Annotated in this window: 13 protein-coding genes; 1 reads left to right on the top strand and 12 read right to left on the bottom strand. The window is 60.1% G+C overall.

Features of this window, described 5'->3' with window-relative positions:
• Positions 1-14 precede the first annotated feature (14 nt).
• The 4 genes from V1279_RS10940 to V1279_RS10925 all read right to left on the bottom strand — a co-directional run bounded on the left by V1279_RS10940 (position 15) and on the right by V1279_RS10925 (position 5,341).
• On the bottom strand, positions 15-1,523 hold the full coding sequence (locus V1279_RS10940; protein WP_334435254.1) for an HlyD family type I secretion periplasmic adaptor subunit: 1,509 nt from the start codon (positions 1,521-1,523) through the stop codon (positions 15-17).
• Positions 1,520-3,253, bottom strand: coding sequence for a type I secretion system permease/ATPase (locus V1279_RS10935; protein ID WP_334435251.1), 1,734 nt, complete (start codon positions 3,251-3,253; stop codon positions 1,520-1,522). The genes V1279_RS10940 and V1279_RS10935 overlap by 4 nt, the downstream gene beginning before the upstream one ends.
• Positions 3,254-3,365: 112 nt before the next feature.
• Entirely contained in the window at positions 3,366-3,887 is a 522-nt protein-coding gene (locus V1279_RS10930) for a hypothetical protein (protein ID WP_063791843.1), read from the bottom strand.
• A gap of 269 nt (positions 3,888-4,156) precedes the next feature.
• Positions 4,157-5,341: a hypothetical protein gene (locus V1279_RS10925; RefSeq protein WP_334435243.1), complete on the bottom strand. Its 1,185-nt coding sequence runs from the start codon at positions 5,339-5,341 to the stop codon at positions 4,157-4,159.
• A 715-nt stretch (positions 5,342-6,056) separates the two neighbouring features.
• Here V1279_RS10925 and V1279_RS10920 point away from each other — a divergent pair.
• A complete protein-coding gene (locus V1279_RS10920) occupies positions 6,057-6,875 on the top strand; it encodes a universal stress protein (protein WP_334435240.1) in 819 nt (272 codons plus the stop codon).
• A gap of 95 nt (positions 6,876-6,970) precedes the next feature.
• Here V1279_RS10920 and V1279_RS10915 read toward each other — a convergent pair whose 3' ends face one another.
• The 8 genes from V1279_RS10915 to V1279_RS10880 form a co-directional block, all read right to left on the bottom strand.
• Positions 6,971-7,819 (bottom strand): ABC transporter ATP-binding protein, encoded by an 849-nt coding sequence (locus tag V1279_RS10915; RefSeq protein WP_334446326.1) that lies wholly within the window; start codon positions 7,817-7,819, stop codon positions 6,971-6,973.
• An 80-nt stretch (positions 7,820-7,899) separates the two neighbouring features.
• Positions 7,900-9,219: an ABC transporter substrate-binding protein gene (locus tag V1279_RS10910; RefSeq protein WP_334435238.1), complete on the bottom strand. Its 1,320-nt coding sequence runs from the start codon at positions 9,217-9,219 to the stop codon at positions 7,900-7,902.
• Between the two features lie 108 nt (positions 9,220-9,327).
• A complete protein-coding gene (locus tag V1279_RS10905) occupies positions 9,328-10,455 on the bottom strand; it encodes a branched-chain amino acid ABC transporter permease (protein WP_334435235.1) in 1,128 nt (375 codons plus the stop codon).
• Positions 10,456-10,470: 15 nt separating this feature from the next.
• The gene (locus tag V1279_RS10900; RefSeq protein WP_334435232.1) at positions 10,471-11,400 is read right to left on the bottom strand and encodes a branched-chain amino acid ABC transporter permease; all 930 of its coding nucleotides are present in this window, start codon (positions 11,398-11,400) and stop codon (positions 10,471-10,473) included.
• 10 nt (positions 11,401-11,410) lie between these two features.
• Entirely contained in the window at positions 11,411-12,196 is a 786-nt protein-coding gene (locus V1279_RS10895) for an ABC transporter ATP-binding protein (RefSeq protein WP_334435229.1), read from the bottom strand.
• The gene (locus V1279_RS10890; protein WP_334435226.1) at positions 12,193-14,163 is read right to left on the bottom strand and encodes an AMP-binding protein; all 1,971 of its coding nucleotides are present in this window, start codon (positions 14,161-14,163) and stop codon (positions 12,193-12,195) included. The genes V1279_RS10895 and V1279_RS10890 overlap by 4 nt, the downstream gene beginning before the upstream one ends.
• Before the next feature lie 274 nt (positions 14,164-14,437).
• A complete protein-coding gene (locus V1279_RS10885) occupies positions 14,438-14,794 on the bottom strand; it encodes an Mth938-like domain-containing protein (protein WP_334435222.1) in 357 nt (118 codons plus the stop codon).
• A gap of 164 nt (positions 14,795-14,958) precedes the next feature.
• The gene (locus V1279_RS10880; protein ID WP_334435219.1) at positions 14,959-16,614 is read right to left on the bottom strand and encodes an amidase; all 1,656 of its coding nucleotides are present in this window, start codon (positions 16,612-16,614) and stop codon (positions 14,959-14,961) included.
• Positions 16,615-17,154: the final 540 nt, after the last annotated feature.

Raw genomic sequence — 17,154 nt, 5'->3', positions numbered from 1 at the left:
GTTCTGAGCGCAGCTTAATCCTCGCGGAACGCGCCGTGGAAGCTGTCGAGCAGAGGCCGGAGAGCGTAGAGCGCCACGGTGCCGCGACCCGTCTTGATGAACACCTGGGCCGGCATTCCCGGAATAATCTGGACACCATCGATCCCGGCGCTCGTCGGATCCTGCACGCGAATCTTCGTTGCGTAGTAGGGCTGATCCGTGCGCTTGTCGAGCAGACGGTCGGCAGAAACGTGCGTCACAATCCCATGGAGCCGTGGTACGCGGCGCTGATTGTAGGGCAACAGATTCACGTCGGCGCTCAATCCGGGACGGACCACATCGATGTCCTCGGGCCTGACGCGCGCAATCACGATAAGCCGATCCTGCCGGGGAACCAGATCCATGAGAGGTGCGCCGGCGCCAATGACGCCGCCTGGGGTATGAATCCTCAAGTCCGTTACCACGCCATCCTGGGGCGCCTTGACCGCCGTTCGTGACAGTTGGTCGTCGGCCGCCTGCAGTCGTTCGCGTATCTGAAAAATCTGGTTTTGCACCTCGCGCAGCGACTGTGCGATCTCGTTCTGGCGGTCGTTCTCGAGTTTGAGAAGAGTTGCCTGCGATTCGTTGATAACCTGCCCGGCGCGCGATATCTGCGCGACAATCTCACCCCGCCGCCCCTCGATGTCAGCCATCTCCCGCTCGAGGTTCAGAAGGCGCGGACGCCGCTCAAGTCCCTTGTTAACGAGCATGGCGACGGTCGCCGCTTCTTCGCGGACGATTTCGATGCGCCTTGAGGCCGCGCTTTCCTGCGCCCTGAGGCCCTCGATCTCTTTTTCCACCTGCGACCTTTTCTCCCGATTTACGGCCGCTTGCGATTGAAAGACCTGCCGACGCGTTTCGAAGATGGCTTGCTGTCCCGCAAGGACATCTGCGACCGACGAACCAGCATTCCGCGCCATCTCCAACCTGGCCGGAAACGACACTTGTTCTTCTCCATGCTGTTCCGCCTGCAGCCGGGCTTCTCGCGCCGTCGTCTCCCACAATTGGCCTTGCAGGCTCTGGGCTTCGGCACGGGCCTTGGTGTCCTCCAACGAGATCAGCGTTTGTCCGGCGCGGACCACGTCTCCGTCCGCGACCAGAATTTCCCTGATGATGCCACCCTCCAGGTGCTGAATCGTCTTGCGGCTCGACTCGGATTCGAGGGTGCCGATCGCAATCGCGGCACTCTCGAGGGGGGCATAGGTTGACCAGGTACCGAGACCAACGACAAAGCCGCAAACCAGCAAATTTCCAGTCCAGGTGACGCCGCGAAGTCGGTCGCGGAGCGCCGGCGGCGCCGATCTCAACCACCGTGGGACCTCCCAAATCTCGACGTGAGCGAATGTAATTTTCAGACGGGCCCATCCCCTTCGGGCAAAGAGACCGTGAAAACGTTTGATGCGGATCCAGGTGACACTGCGAAGCCGGTCGCAGAGCGCGGGCGCCGCCGATCTCAACCACCGTGGAGCCTCTCGAAGTTTGAAGTGAGCGACTGAAATTTTCATGAGACAGGCTCGCGCGAAGCAACTTGGGGGCGTGTCAAACACCTTTCGAAAATTTCCCTGCTCTCTCCGAATGCGCTGACCGCACCGCCCTGCATGATGGCAAGCTTGTTCGTTGCGCCAAGGATCCCTATGCGGTGGGTGATGATGATGACAGTTGTATTGGCCGCCTTCATCCGTTCAATGGCATCGAAGAGCACGTGTTCGCCGAGAGAGTCCAGGCTGGAGTTCGGCTCGTCGAGGACCACGAGGTGCGGGTCGCCAAAGAACGCCCGTGCAAGGCCGAGGCGCTGGCGAAACCCGCGTGGGAGATTGGCCCCTCCGCCATTGACGACCGTATCATACGCCTGCGGCAGCCGGATGATCGTCTCGTGAAGGCCGGCCAGCTTCGCTGCTTCAATGACCTTCTGCAGATCGGCGTCGTCCAGCCGTGCAATGATGTCCTTTACCGTTTCTCCGAAGAGATCGATATCCTGCGGCAGATATCCGAGGCGCCAACCGCCGCCCGAATCGTGCAGGGCTAGAATGTCGATGCCATCGAGCAGGACAGAACCTGCCGTCGGTGCGGAGATTCCAGTGATGATCCTGCCGAGGGTGGATTTGCCGGAGCCTGATTGACCAATGATGCCCAGGCATTCACCGGGTGCGAGGCTGAATGACACATCCTTCAGCACCCAATGGTCCGATCCCGGCACGGCGACGCCAACATTGTTGACGATGAGGCCGCCCTTCGGGCTCTCCGGAAGAGCCCTGACGTTCGCAACCGTAGTGACAGCGGACATGATGTCATTGAGCCGGCGGTAGGCGGCCAAGGCCATCGCGAATGCCTTCCAGCCTGCAACCGCCCCTTCAACGGGGGCGAGCGCGCGTCCGAACAACAGGGTCGTGGCAAATATGATAGCGGGGCTTCTGCTCTGTTCCAGGACGAGCCAGGCGGCAGAGCCCATGATCAGTACCTGCGCCAGCGCCCGCGCGGGTTTGGAGATCAGCATGATGGTTTCGTGGCGGCGTTGGACCACCTCTTGCTCGCTCCTTGCGTCCTGCGCAGCCTGGCAGATCAGGCGCGCGGCGCCGTCGAGCATTCCCATCGCCCTGATCACGTGGAGGTTTGCGGCGGCCATGCCGAACCATCCCTGGCTCCTCGTCAGCGCGCCAGCTGACCGCGCCAGCGGTGCTTCCGTGAGCCAGTCTTCGACAAGCCCGAGACCCAGCAGGAAAAGCACGCTGAGCACGCCTATCACTCCGAGCAAGGGATGCACGAGGAAGAGAACGCCGAGGAAGAGCGGTGTCCAGAGCGCGTCAAACAAGGTCGAGCAGGCTCCGGACTGAGCGAACTGACGCAGGATCGCAAGATCGCGATATGCCTCCGATGCCCGCGCCCGATCGGCATGGGCGCATTTGAAGCACGCGGACAGCGCTGACGGATGGAGTTCTTCTTCAAGCCACTCGCCCATCCGGCCCAATGCAGCGCGGCGCAGCGCATCAAGCACGCCGCCAACCACGACGGTAAACGCAACGATGAGCGCCAGCATCAGGAGCGTAGCGCCGCTGCGGCTCGACAGCACGCGATCATAGATCTGAAGCAGATAGATGGAAGGCGCGAGAAGAAGAAGGTTGTAGCTGCAGCTATATGCGAAAACGAGTCCGAGCGACCCCGCGCACGCCCGCAGCGCCGAATTCAACGGCGTCCGCGGCGGTGACATTTTCTGCGGCTGGAGCGGTGGCATCAGCATTGCGGTCCCGCCAGATCTGAAGTCCGAGCCTTCCGCTCATTCCTCGTCGACTCCGCGACGAATTGAGAACCGGCGGCATTGCGCCGCCGGCCTCACCCCACACAGGCATTGATCAGCTGAACATGCCTGAATCGTCGATATGGAAGTACTTGGAATCGTTAAGCACGTCGTTCAGGTTCGCGGATTCGATGCTGGCCTTGAAGTAGATGTCCCCACCTTCCGCCTTGTTGTCGTTTCCGCCGTCTCCGCCGACGCCGGCCATCACAGTCTGGCTCTGGTCCGCAGCGAGCCAGTTGTCCTGATAGGCCTTCGTGTTGGCATCCACGTCGGATTTGTTATGGCCGCTTTTCGATTCCTGGTCGCCGTTCGACACGGCCTTTCCGCCCTCTGCCTTGGAATGCTTCTCCGCCTTCGCATTCGCACCGCCGGCGTCCCAGTATGCCTTCTGGTAAACGTCATCGCCGTTCTTGACGTGGACGTCGGCGCCTTCGGCCTTGTTGGTCGGCTCGAACTTGATACTCGGGTTGCTGATGATATTGCCCTCGTTGTAACCGTTTCCACCGTTCCCCGCGCTGTTGCCGCCGGTCGAGGCCTTGAACACGATCGTGTCGGAAGGAAATGATGCCTTTGCCATGTGAGTCTCCCTGATGCGGTTTGCACACTGTGCGTCCCAATGTGGACGGCAACGATCTTGAATTTGCACACCGGCTCGGTCTAGCCGCCAAAGCTGATGTCATCCGAGCGAGGGTGTACGCCCGAAATGCTACGCTCTCGCTGCCGGGATCCGGACAGCTCCAACGCCGCTCGAGCCTTTTCAAGTGAAGCTGAGAGGTTCGCGCCAGCACGACGCGTCAAATCAGAACCTGGGGCGCCGTTTCGATTCGATCGAAAAGGGAAAAGGCTCTAGGCAAGGTGATCCAGCAAGTGAAGGTCCGCCAACAGGTGCATGGCGAGATCGCCGCCAAGCGCAGCGTTGCCGTAGCCGCCGTCGCCACCGATGCCGGCAATCTGGATCGCGCTCTGATCGAACTGAACGTGGTTGCTCTGATGAGCCTCGGCAGTTGAATTGTAGCCGGCGACCGCAATGTTGATCGGCGCGTAAATGGCCACGTTGATGTCGACGAGGCTTCCTGAGAAATGGCCATTCCCGCCATTGCCGGCGCTGTTGTGGCCGGTCGCGATGACGTCAGAGCCGATCAAATCGAAGATGGAAGAGAAAATGTCCGCAGTTCCGCCAAACGCGGCGTTGCCGTTCCCGCCATCACCGCCGACGCCGGCCATCTGAACAGCGGATTGATCGAACACGACGTCGTTTGTCTGCTCGGCGTGAGCAGTGGAATTGTATCCCGCCACAGCGATGTTGATCGGGTAGTAAAACGCAAAGGTCGCGTGAATGATGCCCCCATAAGCGTATCCATCGCCACCGTTGCCGGCGCTGTTCTCACCCGTACTGATCGCGCCCGAGGCGCCAGACCCGAACGCGCCGACGCTTCCACCTGATGCGGCATTGCCATTGCCGCCATTACCGCCAACTCCCGCGATCTGGGTCGCGGATTGATCAAAATAGGCAATGTTCGTCTGATGGGCGTCGGCCTTCGAATGGGAGCCCGCCACCGCGATGTTGATCGGGCTATAGACCGCGACGGGCGCATGCACCATCGATCCGGAAAAGTGGCCATCGCCACCATTGCCGGCGCTGTTGTCACCGGTACCGATCACGCCAGGGACGACAGACCCGAACGCGCCGACCATTCCGCCTGATGCGGCATTCCAATTGCCGCCATCACCGCCGATTCCCGCGGTCTGGGTCGCGGACTGATCAACATACACGATGTTCGTCTGATAGGCGTTGGCTGTGGCATGGGAGCCGGCCTGCGCCACGTTGAGCGGTTCGAAAGCAGCGTAGCTCCTCTCGATCAGGCTCCCTGCAAAATGGCCGTTGCCACCATTGCCGGCGCCGTTATCTCCCGTGTGGATCGGGAAGAGTGACCACGATTTCGGGGGAAGCCACCACGAGCCTGGGGCATCGTGCCCGAACAGATCCTTGCGGCCGAGAGGAACGCCCTCCGATACACTCCGACGATCCATGGCTGTTGCCCCACCGAAATTGCTGCGCGCCGACTGGACGGACGCCTGCCGCACTCAAGAGAGAATGTCACCTCGGCAAGCCAAAAGCCGAGTCGCCAATTCGGATCGCAAACGTTCGGACGGTTGACATGATATCGGTTACGCCCGTTCGGATGTGGGCAGTGGTACCTTGCCGTGGATCCCGGACACCTTCGCGGAGGAAGCGGATTGTGTCCGCTTCGCGAGACGTACCAAAGTACTTTGTGCGCTCGGGACGCTGAAGGTTATTTCGCAACGATGGGAGGTGCACAAACGACTTGTCTCTATGCCGCCTAGGCCGCGCGGCTTCTGCGGACGTCACATCAATCCAACGAACGACCGCCGCTTGCATTCAATTGATTTTTCTAGATCTCCCGGTGCACACGTCGTGCACACGCCTTCCAACTAGTTGAAAGAGTTGAACTCTCACTCCAATCCATCATGGGCGCTGTAGATAATTTCCAGTGTAAGTCGTTCATTTCATTGATCTATCTTGCCTCCACTCGATCCGATGTGATTGGACCGACTGAAAAATTTTCGCGCGACCAAGCATCGGCATCCTAGTTCTTCTAGGATCAAATAGGTCCAGATTGGAAGCGACAATCGCGCTTTCGCATTCTCAGTGCACACACAGCGTGCACACGAAAGTCGAAGTGCACACGCGTAGATGCGCGATCACCTAACTGGAGGCAGACCCATGATCAAAGATATTCTTGTCAACCTGTCTTACGGGACATCGCAAGATGGCGTTTCCAATTACGCTGTATCGGTTGCGGAGACCTTCGGCGCACACGTCGTGGGGACCTCCTTCTATCCGGCAATAGTCGGTGGCGTTGACCTGTCGGCTAACTTTATTCGAGCACAGCAAGCTGAAGCCCGAGAACACGCAGAGTCCGTGGCCACCTCGTTTGACGAGGCGACGCGTCGCGCCGGCGTTTCAGCCGAGACACGCAGGATTGAAGCTGACATTGGCGACGTACCAACCCAGTTTGCGCATATCGCAAGACGATTCGATCTTTCCGTCATTGGCCAGTTTGAAAGGGACCGGGATCATCGAACGAATATCGTTATTGAGGCGGCGCTGTTCGAATCCGGAAGACCGGTGCTCATCGTACCTTTTATTCAGCAGGATCGCCTCAAACTCGATCATGTCATGGTGTGCTGGGATGGCAGCCGGGCAGCCGCCCGAGCGGTCGCCGATGCCATGCCGTTTCTTACCCGCTCCGGCACGACGAGTATTGTTGTTGCGGACACTCAGAGCGCCAAAAGCGCAGACCTTCCGGGTGCGGATATCGCGATCCACCTGACCCGTCACGGAGTAAACGCCACCATTGAGCGCATTCCCGTCAGCAAGATCGATGTTTCCAATGCAATTCTGTCATATGCAGCCGATACAGGTGCCGACCTCATTGTCATGGGCGGGTACGGGCATTCCCGGCTGCGGGAATTTATTCTTGGCGGAACGACACGTGGTATGCTTGCCTCGATGACCAAACCGACATTGATGTCGCACTGATCGGATGCCGGTGCGAGACAAAACCACAGTCTGGTCTTGCGCCGCGCCTCGCGCGGCGAGCCATTCAACGCGCGCCGATCGCTTGGCGCCACTGCCTAAATGAGCCAGCGTTTGCGCCGCTTGTAGTGCTTCACATCGCGGAATGATTTTCGCTTCTCCCCGGCGACACCAAGATAAAATTCCTTGACGTCCTCATTCGCAGCGAGCGCCCTGGCCTCGCCATCCATCACCACGCGGCCATTTTCGAGGATATATCCGTGGTTGGCGTATTTGAGTGCCATATTGGTGTTCTGCTCGGCGAGAAGAAACGAGACACCTTCCTTGACGTTCAGATCCCTCACGATCTCGAAGATCTCTTCGACTATCTGCGGCGCGAGGCCCATCGAAGGCTCGTCGAGCAGGATCATCTTCGGGCGCGACATCAGCGCACGGCCGATCACACACATCTGCTGTTCGCCGCCGGACGTATAGCCGGCGGTCGAACTACGCCGCTCCCCGAGACGGGGGAAATAGGCATAGACTCGCTCCAGATCCTGCGCGATCGCGGCCTTGCCGTCCCTACGTGTGAAGGCGCCGGTCAGGAGATTCTCTTCGACCGTGAGGTGAGCGAAGCAACGCCGTCCCTCCATCACCTGAATGCAGCCGCGCCGCACCACCTCGTTTGGCGACAGGGACTGCACTTCGACGCCGTCGAACAGGATCGAGCCCTTGGTGACCTCGCCGCGCTCCGCATGCAGCAGATTGGAGACCGCCTTCAGCGTCGTTGTCTTGCCCGCGCCATTGGCGCCGAGAAGCGCGACAATTCCGCCCCGCGGCACATCCAGCGATACCCCCTTCAACACGAGGATGACGTGACTGTAGACCACCTCGATGTTATTGACCGACAGAAACGGCGCTGCCGCTTCTGTCGCCGTAGAATCCTTGGGGGCAGAAGCCTTGGGGATTGACACGCGGTCCTCTCCAAACGGTTGCAGCTTTCGAAGGATCCGGGAGGAGACGCTCCTCCCGGATCGCCGGGAAGCGTTCAGCTTTCTTTCGAGCAGTCGCGCGGCTGGATGTTCTTCTCCGCGGCATATTTCGAGGAAATATCATTGACGAGTGGTTCGGTGTCGGACTGGTTGGCCGTGTACCAGTCGGAGATGATTTTCCAGCCCTTGCCGTCCCACTGCTGTACGCGCCCGTCCCGCGCGCCCTCGTGGTCGGAGCAGGAAATCTTGATCGGCTTCAACATGCCCTCGAAGCCCATTTCCTTAATGCGTGCTTCAGAGAGGTTGAGGTTCTCAAGACCCCAGCGGACCTGCTCGCCCGTCAGCGGCTTCTTGCCGAACTTTTCCTGCGCCTTCCGGATCGCCTCCACGCCGAGCATGGCATTCACCATGCCGCGGTTATAGAGAACTTCGCCGACCTTGCCAGGCTCCGAGGCCCCCTTGCCCTTCGCATAGACGTGCTTCTCTATGTCAGCATGCACGGGGAATTTGCCTGCGCCATGCTGAAGCATCAGCGCCTTGTAGCCAGTGGCTTGATCGCCTGCCGGCGTCACGTCCGGCTCTGCGCCTGACCACCACACACCGATCATCTTTTCGCGCGGATAGGCAACGGCCGCCGCTTCCTTGACTGCCGTGCCGTTCATGACGCCCCAGCCCCAGACCAGGACATAGTCCGGCCGGTTTTGGCGGATCGCCAGCCATTGCGACTTCTGTTCGACACCGGGGTGCGTGACTGGGATCGGCGTAAACTCGAAGCCGTTCTTCTTTGCCAGCACCTGCAGCATCGGGATCGGCTCCTTGCCGTAAGGGCTGTCGTGATAGAGCAGCGAAATCTTCTTGCCTTTCAGCTTGTCGAAACCGCCGACCTCCTTGGCGATGTGCTGGATCGCGATATCGGCTGCGGACCAGTACGTGCCGAGCAGCGGAAAATTGTACGCGAACACGGCTCCGTTCTTGGAATCGGCGCGGCCATAGCCCATCGTGATAATCGGGATCTTGTCGGTCGCGGTCTTTTCGGTGAGGGCGAATGTAATGCCGGTCGACAGCGGATTGATGAAGGCCGCGCCGGTCGGGCCCCTCCCTTTGAGGCGCTCGTAACATTCAACGCCCTTGTCGGTGGCGTAGCCGGTTTCGCATTCCTCGACCAAAAGCTTGACGCCATTGATGCCGCCGTCGCGCTCGTTGACAAGGTTGTAATAGTCGGCCACGCCGTTTGCGTACGGCACGCCATTCACGGCGTACGCGCCCGTCCTGTAGGATAGTATCGGGATGAACTGCTCGTTCTGGGCTGCAGCAGGAGAGGCAAATGCCCCGCCCGAAAGGATGGCTGCGGCCAGCATCAGTTTGTTGCGTAGCATGATTGATGTCCTCCTCTCTGAGCCCCTCTTTTGTGTCGCGGGGGCTTTGCTTCCTCACTCCTTCTACCAAACTCCGTCACCCGCGTGCGACCTCAGCCCGATTGCTCTTCAATAGGGAAACGGCCAAAGTCTGAGCTTCTCCTTGCCAATCGATATGAGCCGGGCAAATCCATGTGGCTCCTTGATGAGAAAATAGCAGATTAACGATCCAAAGATGATGAATTCCAGGTGGGTGATCGTTTCTGTCGACAGCGGCACGCCGAGCTCGGACGGAATCAGGTTCAGCAGGATCGGCAGAATGAGGATAAAGGCCGCACCTACGAACGAACCCATAATCGATCCCAGCCCGCCGATGATCACCATGAACAGCAGCTGCAGCGATCGATCGATCGAGAACGCGAGCGGCTCCCATGAGCCCAGATAGACGAACGCCCAGAGTGCGCCCGCCACGCCGATGATAAATGAAGAAACCGCGAAAGCCGTGAGCTTTGCATAGAGCGGCCGGATACCGATCAACTCAGCGGCGATGTCCATGTCGCGGATCGCCATCCATTGTCTGCCGAGATTGCCGCGAACGAGGTTCTTCGCCAGAACCGCGAACACGGTTACGAAGATCAGGCACAGCATATAGCGCTCGATCGGCGTGCCTACGTTCAGACCGAAGAAATCCAGTGTCGGTGCATTGACCGACCCTGACGGCGCATAATTGGTGAACCACGACACCCGCAGGAACACCCAGTCAAAGAAGAACTGCGCTGCGAGTGTTGCAACAGCCAGATAGAGGCCCTTGATCCGCAGACTGGGAACACCGAAGAGGATGCCGACAACCGCCGCCACGAGCCCGCCGAGCAAAATAGATAACAGTACGGGCAACGGCGGAATCGAAATCGCGAAGCCAAGCCAGGCAAGCGGAATATGAACGCCGGTCCCCAACTTGTAGGCAGAGTAGGCGCCGATGGCCATGAACGCGCCGCTGCCGAGCGAGATCTGGCCGCAATAGCCGACAAGAATGTTTACGCCGATAGCCGCGAGCGCGAGGATCAGGAAGGGCAGCAGAATGGCGCGAAGCAGATAGTCGCTGCCGAACGGCCAAATGTCGAAGTCGGCCAGCAGCGGCACTCCGATGAAGGCGATAGCGAGCAGGATACCGAGCGCAATACGATCCTGGCGGATCGGGAAAATCGCCATGTCCTCCGCGTAGGTCGTCTTGAATTGGCCTGCCTCGCGATAAAGCACGACTAGCTCCTCGTCTCAGACACGTTCGATGATCCGCTCGCCGAGCAGCCCCTGCGGCCGCACGAGCAGCACCGCCAACGCCAGCACATAGGCGAACCAATATTCGATACCGCCACCAATATGCGACCCCAGGAACACCTCGGCGATCTTCTCGCCCGCCCCTACAATGAGCCCGCCGACGATGGCTCCCGGAATGGAGGTCAAGCCCCCGATGATGAGAACAGGCAAGGCCTTCAGCGCGAGAAAGGTAATGGAGAACTGTACGCCCAGCTTGGTACCCCACACAGTCGCCGCAACCAGCGCAACGAGACCAGCAGCAAGCCAGACCACGAACCAGATCCAGCTGATTGGAATCCCGACCGACTGCGCGGCCAAGTGGTCGTCGGCAACCGCCCTGAGTGCGCGACCGGTCTTGGTTCGCTGGAAGAAGATCGCGAGACCCGCGACCAGAATGCCGGCGATAAAGGCGCCCCAAACATCCAGCTTGTTGACCAGAATTCCACCGGGAAAGAGATTTTCAAACAGGAACCAGGCGTCCGTCGGAAACAGCCGCAAAGGGTAAGCATCGGAACCGAAGATCATCTGCGCCGCACCCTCGAGGATGAATGTCACGCCGATGGTGGACATGAACAGCGTGAGGCCGTCCTGGTTGACAAGAGGTCCGATCACGAACCGCTCGATCAGCCAGGCGGTTATCGCCATGATCACGGCAGCGAAGCCAATGCCGAAGATGATCGCAGCCCAAAGCGGGAAACCCCATGCCACCAGCAGGTCGAGCGAGCGAACCAGCGCAAGCCCGGCGAGCAATACCATTGCACCTTGCGCAAAGTTAAAGACGCCGGATGCCTTGAAGATCAACACGAAGCCGAGCGCGACCAGCGAATACAGAACGCCGGACATCAATCCGCCGATCAGAACTTCAAGAAATTGACCCAACGCGATCACGCAACGCTCCTTAATGCGCGACGCCGAGATAGGCGTCGATCACGCCCTGATTCTTCTTGACCTCATCCGGGGTGCCGTCAGCGATCTTCACGCCGTGATCGAGCACCGCCACGCGATGGGAGAGATCCATCACCACAGCCATGTCGTGCTCGATCAGCGCAATAGTCGTGCCGTAATGATTGTTCACGTCGATGATGAACCGCGACATGTCCTCCTTCTCCTCGAGGTTCATGCCTGCCATCGGCTCGTCGAGGAGAAGAAGATCCGGCTCCATCGCAAGGGCACGGCCGAGTTCGACGCGTTTCTGCAGGCCATATGGCAAACGCGCAACCGGCACCTTGCGGATCGCCTCAATCTCCAGAAAATCTATGATCTCCTCGACCCGGTGCCGATGCTCGATCTCCTCCGCCAGCGCAGGGCCGTAGCGCAGCATCTGCCACAGAAGGCCCCGGCGCATCCTCAATGTGCGGCCGGCCATAATATTGTCGAGCGCGCTCATTCCCTTGAACAGTGCGACGTTTTGAAAGGTGCGCGCGATGCCGCCACGGGACGCCTCGAACGGCTGCATCTGGGCGCGGGTCCGTCCCTTGAAGGTGATCGCGCCGTGATTGGGATGATAGAAGCCGTTGATGACGTTGAGCATCGAAGTTTTTCCGGCGCCGTTCGGTCCGATGATGGCGCGAACTTCGCCCTTCCTGATGTCAAACGAAACGTCCCTCAACGCTTTCACGCCACCAAACGCCAGTGATACGCCCTGGACCAGAAGCAAAATTTCGCTCGTATCCGACATCCTCATGCGGCTTTCCCCAAAGGTTCTGTCGCACCAATTGTTTGCAGGTCGCGGATCTTAACCCGTGCCGCGATCACGCCCTTGCGACCGTCCTCAAAGGTGACCTCGGTGGAAATGTCGGCTTCATGCGAACCGTCGTAGAGCGCCGTGATCAGTGGCGCATAGCGCTCGGCGATGAATCCGCGGCGAACTTTCTGCGTGCGGGTCAATTCGCCATCGTCTGCGTCGAGTTCCTTATGCAGAATGAGAAAGCGGCGAATCTGCGCGCCCGCCAACACCCTTCCCTCCGCGAGAGAGCGGTTCACCTCGGCCACATCTTTCGCCACCATGTCGTAGACGAGCGGATGCCCCGCCAGCTCCTGATAGGAACCGTATGCGATGTTGTTGCGTTCGGCCCAGTTCGCCACAGCGACCGGGTCGATGTTAAGAAAGGCACAAACGAAATCCCTGGAGTCGCCGTAAACGACCGCTTCCTTGATGTTGGGAAAAAACTTCAACTTGTTCTCGAGATACTTCGGCGCAAACATCGTGCCGTCAGGTAGCCGACCGACATCCTTCGCGCGATCGATGATCTTCAGGTGTCCGGTCTTCTCATCGAAGAAACCGGCATCGCCGGTCTTGACGTAGCCGTCGGATGTCATGGCCTCCGCAGACTTCGCCTGATCCTTGAAGTATCCGACGAACATGCCCGGTGAGCGGAACTGCACCTCGCCTGTTTCCGCAATGCGGATGTCGACGTTCGGTGCAGCCGGGCCGACTGTATCGGAGTAGATCTCACCGTCAGGCTGGCAGGTAACGTAAAGGAACGCTTCGGTCTGACCGTACAGTTGCTTCAGGTTTAGTCCGATCGAGCGGTAGAACGCGAACAGATCCGGACCGATGGCTTCACCTGCAGTATAGGCGACGCGCACGCGAGACAGGCCAAGAACGTTCTTGAGGGGCTCGTAGACCATCAAACGCCCGACCGCATATAGCAGCCGGCCAGACAGCGGCACCGACTTTCCGGTCAAAATCGACTCGCCATACCGCCGCGCAATGCCAAGGAAGTAGTTGAACATGCGCCGCTTGATGGCTGCAGCGTCCTCCATGCGGATCATCACCCGCGTCAGCATGGCCTCGAAACCACGCGGCGGAGCGAAATAGAAGGTTGGTCCGATCTCGCGCCGATCCTGCTCGATCGTCTCGCCGCTCTCGGGACACGCCATACAGAATCCAGCGACAATGCCCTGTGCATAGTTGAGGTAATGATCGCCGACCCAGGCGAGCGGCAGGTAGGCGAGCGCCACGTCCTTGTCGGTCAGGCTGTCGAACCTGACGGTATCAGTCGCAGCGTCGATGCAGCCTCGCGCCGACAGCATGACGCCCTTCGACGCGCCGGTTGTTCCCGAGGTGTAGAGGATGATCGAGATATCAGAACCTTCACCCTGCCGGGTGAACTCATCGATCTGCCTGCCGAGCGCCGCGCTGGCCGCAAGCGCGGCGCGGCCGTCTTCGATGACATCGCTGATTGCGATCAGTCGGTCGTGGTCGTAGTCGTCGAGGCCACGCGGCTCGTCATAGACGACCTTGTGGAGATGCGGCACCCGGTCGGATACAGAAAAGACCTTGTCGACCTGCTCCTGATCTTGCGCCGCAACAAACCTCACGTCAGCGTGAGCGAGGACATAAGCAAGCTCGTCAGCCACTGCATCCGAATAGACCGGAACCGGAATCGCGCGCAGCACTTGCGCTGCCATCAGCGTCCAATAGAGCTTCGGCCGGTTGGAACCAACGATGGCGATCGTGTCTCCCGGCTGCAGTCCAAGTCGATGCAAGCCCGCAGCGTAAGCGCGCACTATCGCTGCGACCTGGGCCCAGGTCCACGTCTGCCAGATGCCGAGATCCTTGTGCCGAAACGCAGGACGGCTGCTAAACTGCGCGGCATTTCGCGCCAGCAGCTTGGGGAACGTGTCAAACGATCCGCCAACGGCCATGTCGGTCTCTATCTAAAACCGGCACGTTGGTTCGCGCCTGCTTATTGTGCGCTGCGCCCTTCGGGAAGCAGCCATACGGATTCCACATGCATCCCTTACATTACAACGGATCGGAAGTCCTACAAGTTCCGGCTTGACCGACCCGAACCCGTTGGTGGGTATCAGTTGGTATAAATGAGAAAGCGGGCGACCGACGGTGGCGTAGCTCGCGCTACTTGCAGTAGCAGGCCTTCGAGGATGCAGACCGCAATTCACCGATTCAGCAGGTACCGATTCAGCAGGTAACGTGAAAAAGGCCAATCTTCTTAGCGCGAGAGTTGTTGAACGTATGGATCGCCTCAGGGGTCGGCTGCAATAGGACCGTGCAACCCTTTTTCGCAAAATACGCCTCAGCTTCCGGCGATAGATGCACATTGCCGAACTGGCCCGAACCTAGAACTAGCTGCTCACATCCCTTCTCAAAGACGAACTTCGCTTCGTCCTTCGAGAGGACATGCGAGGTGCCGTAGTACTTCTTCGACAGCTTCTTCTTCCGCCTTGCCACTTCGCCGCACAGACGAATGATTACGTCGTGTTCATAGGTCTTCCCGTCAATCGTGATGGTGCCAAATGTAGTACGTTCGATCTCCATGGCCTGACCTCCTCATGATCCCGGCACGAGGCCCCGACTCCGCCTCGGCAGACGAGCCTGGCATCGATGTCAGGGCAGCCCGCGTCGCTCGCCGTCTCGCGAGCCTCCTGTTTCCGAACCTCGGACCCCGGCGGTGCCGTTAGCCGGCTATTCGCTGCTGCTGTCTACCCGACGATCTGGAACGCATCAGCCGCGCGCAACACGGTGCCGTCCTCCCAGTGGCGTCCGACCAGCATCATGCCAACAGGGAGCCCTGCCGACATGCCTGCCGGAACCGTGGCGGCAGGATGACCAGTGACGTCGAACGGGCAAGTGTTGGAAATCATCTCGAGTGCCCGCGCAACGTAGTCCTCGCGGCTCGCGTCCGGCGGTGGGAGTAGCGTGGCCTTCAAAGGTAACGTCGGCATGAGCAGGAGATCGACGCCTTTGAGTTGCTCATCGTAGGCGGCGCGTAGCACGCGCGCGAGGTTTTGGGCCTTCGCGTAGTAGCGGCCCTGATAATTATCTTGCATGTACTGGCCGAGCAGGACAACGAGCTTGACGGTCTCCGAAAGGTCGTTGGCTCGCACCCGCCGGCTCCGGCCGTAGAAGTCCAGCAGCGAAGTCGTGTAGTGCCCTTTCCAGTTGGTTCCCATGCTGTTGCCGGCGACCATCAGCATCGTGGCGCCCTCGACAGCGATGGCGTTCCAGATATGGATGCCGTCGCGGTGGAGGGGGATCGATAGCTCAGTCACGGTTGCCCCGGCTCGGGTCAGGCGCTGCGCCGCCTCGCGCACCATGGCGTCGACATCGGGCTCGGAATTGGGCCAGCCAAACCCTTCCTTAACGATCCCGATCCGCAGGCCGCGGGCGTCTCCGGTGAGCTGCTTGGTATACGCTTCCGTACGCAGTCCCGCCGGTTGGCGCGGGTCGAGGCCATCGGCTCCGGCGAGCACCTCGAGAAGCCGGGCGGCATCGCCGGCGGTGCGGGCAATGGGCCCGGTATGATCAAGCGTCAATTCAATCGGGAAGACACCTGTGTATGGCACAAGCCCGTGCGTGGGCTTGTGGCCAACCGCTCCGCAGAACGAGCTGGGAATTCGGATCGACCCTCCCTGGTCGCCCCCGATGGCCATGTCGCATTCGCCGGCGACGACGAGGGCCGCGCTGCCACTGGAGGAGCCTCCGGCAGATCGCTTCGGGTCGTGCGGGTTAAGCACGGGGCCGGTGTCGGAGGTGTGACTGCCACCGGAGAAGCAAAGATGCTCGCACACCGCCTTGCCGACGATCTCCCCACCGGCATCGAGGATGCGGGTCACAATCGTCGCGTCCACGTCGGGGACGTAGCCCTCCAGCACGTTGGAACCGTTCATCATCGGGATGCCGGCGACGCACACATTGTCCTTGATGGCGATTTTCTTGCCCGCGAGAGGCCCCGAAGTTGCGCCTTTGATCGAGCACCTCCAGTACCAGGCGTTGAGCCGATTGTCCGAGGCGGGTGGACGGAACCCCGCGTCCCGCGGGTACTTCACCGCCAACGTCGGCTCCGCGAACTGGTCCAGGCGACGGTACGACGCCAGCACGCCGTCCATGAGGTTGCGGAACGACGTCAGATCGCCGCGGCTAAGAGCCAAGTTGTAGGATTTGGCGATGCGCTCCAATTCAGGCAGCGGTGGCTTGCGCAGAATCCGCGGCGCCGTCGCCGTCGAGGGTGGCGGTTGCGTACCCGCCTCGGCGGCCGCACGAACGGGCGTTGTCGCCGCGGCGACAACGGTTGCTGCTGCGCCGGCCGCGCCGGCATGAAGGAAGCGACGACGCGAATAGTCTGGCGAGGCTCTCATGGCACATCCTCCCTCGACCAATGGGCTGACTTCTCAAATCCACCGCTCGCCCTGAAGTGTCGGGGACCGTCTGGTGGTCGGTAGCCGCGACGGTCACCAAGCGGAGGCCGCCGACGCTGCGGCCGGCGTACCAAGCTGCAACATGAGTCCTTGCATCCGGACAGGGCTGAGGCGCAGCGCCCGCATGAAGTTGGGACGTGAGGCCTGGCCGAGCGGATCGTGACGACAATTAAGGCCTGTACTGGATGCCTCCGGCATCCTCGCGGAGACTGCGGCGCGACGCGCCGTCCAGCAACAGATTATCGCGCAGCCACCGGCGATTTCAAGAGCTTGCATCTTTCACGGTCCGCGCTCGGCAGCCACGTCGCGGAGTACTTCCATCTTCGCGACACACGCACAGTCAAGCCACACGCGGGATGTTCCTGGCAGGTTTGAGAACTGCCGACGGACAATGGGAGCGACCTGTGTCAAAGTTCAGTCTTCGCGATTTCACTGCACCCGGTATTTGCTCATGTAGTGTTTGCGCAGGATCTTGCGGGT

The sequence above is a fragment of the Bradyrhizobium sp. AZCC 1610 genome (assembly GCF_036924515.1).
GTDB lineage: Bacteria > Pseudomonadota > Alphaproteobacteria > Rhizobiales > Xanthobacteraceae > Bradyrhizobium.
Note: the sequence above shows the minus strand (reverse complement) of the source record. Positions and strands in the feature narration are given on the sequence as shown.